Origin of the sequence: Tsukamurella sp. NPDC003166 (assembly GCF_040611135.1) — a bacterium.
Taxonomy (GTDB): domain Bacteria; phylum Actinomycetota; class Actinomycetes; order Mycobacteriales; family Mycobacteriaceae; genus Tsukamurella.
Genome location: NZ_JBEXNL010000035.1, coordinates 1 through 1,702, shown reverse-complemented (window position 1 = coordinate 1,702; position 1,702 = coordinate 1). Strand labels below are relative to the sequence as shown.

At 66.7% G+C, this 1,702-nt stretch carries 1 protein-coding gene; it reads left to right on the top strand.

What is annotated here, in order from left to right; all coding sequences use genetic code 11:
* The first annotated feature begins 122 nt into the window (after positions 1 to 122).
* Positions 123 to 1,529, top strand: a complete 1,407-nt coding sequence (locus ABZX10_RS22725; protein WP_355545567.1) for an IS1380 family transposase — start codon at positions 123 to 125, stop codon at positions 1,527 to 1,529.
* Positions 1,530 to 1,702 lie beyond the last annotated feature (173 nt).

Below are 1,702 nucleotides of genomic sequence, written 5' to 3'. Positions count from 1 at the left end.
CCTCGGCCTTTCACCGGCGAGTTGATCAAGGCTGCGTGTTGGCATGAAGAAAGGTGCTCTGAGCTGGAAGAATAGGGGTTACCACACACCTTATTCGTCGCACTCGAAGGAGCACCTTTCTGGTGAGCCAGTCTACGTCTTTGTATCCAGCTCTGGCAGTCGACGCGGCCGGGCAGCGTCTGGTCTCGCACGCAGGGACGGTGCTGTTGCTTCGCGCGGCCGAGACCGCCGGCCTGGCTGCGGCTCTGAGCAGCGCGTTGATGCCGTGGCGCAAGCCGAACGCGGTCCACGATCCGGGGAAGATCATCGTTGATCTGGCGGTGTCGGTCGCCGTGGGCGGGGACTGCCTGGCCGACTTGGATCAGCTCCGCAGCCAGCCGCAGGTGATGGGGCAGATCGCCTCCGATCCGACGGTCTCCCGGCTGATCACCGCACTCGCCGCTGAGCCGGAAGCGGCGTTGGCCGCGATCGCAGCAGCGTCCACGCAGGCCCGGTCCAAAGCCTGGGAACTGGCCGGCCAGGACGGCCCCGATCATGGGATCTGCGCGGAGGATCCGTTGGTGATCGACCTCGACGCGACCCTCGTCGCCGCCCACAGTGACAAAGAGGATGCGGCCCCGAACTTCAAGAAAGGCTTCGGCTTCCACCCACTACTGGCGTTCGTCGATCACGGTCAGGCAGGGACAGGGGAACCGGTCGCGGTCCTGTTGCGGCCGGGGAACGCGGGCTCGAACACCGCCGCTGACCACATCACCGTCGTCAAACAAGCACTCGCGCAGCTACCCGACACGGTCACCAGCGGCGGTCGGTACCGGGTCGGTCGCAAAGTCCTGATCCGCGCTGACGGTGGTGGCGGCACCCACGACTTCCTGGACTACCTGACCCGCCGGCACCTGGCCTACTCGATCGGCTTCACCCTCACGCCCGCGCTCGCTGCGGCTGTGGATCTCGTGCCCAAGGCGGGGTGGATCCCGGCGATCAACGACGACACCGGCGCCCTGCGCGACGGGGCCTGGATCTGCGAACTCACCCACATGGTCGATCTGAGCTCTTGGCCAGCAGGAATGCGGCTGATCGTCCGCGCCGAACGCCCGCACCCCGGCGCGCAGCTCACGTTCACCGACCGCGACGGACTCCGGCTGACCGCGTTCGTCACCAACAGCCGCGGCAAGATCGAACGCCTCGAGCTGCGGCACCGCCGCAGGGCCCGCTGCGAGGACCGCATCCGCGCCTTGAAGGAGACCGGCCTGCGGAACCTCCCGTTGCACCGATTCGGCCAGAACCGCATCTGGGCTGCGATCGCCGCACTGGCCTCGACCCTGATCACCTGGGCCCAAACACTGGCGTTGACCAGTCATGATGCTCGCCGATGGGAACCGAAGAAGCTGCGCCACCGACTCTTCTCCATCGCCGGAAGGATCGCCCGGCACGCCCGCCGAACCCGACTGCACCTGGCCGCGACCGCCCCCGACACCGAGGTTCTCCTCGTCGGACTCAGCCGCCTGGACCGACTACGAGCCCCGACATGACCCACTCGACATCCTTGACCGAACGATCACGAAACACCCCACGGGACAGTGGAACCCGACGCCACCCGACGCAACACCGGGCCGCAACGCCATGCCCACAATCCCGAACCGCGCCCGAAAACACCAATCCGAAACCGATCAGGACGGGACGGCCACCTCATGAAAGATCGAGG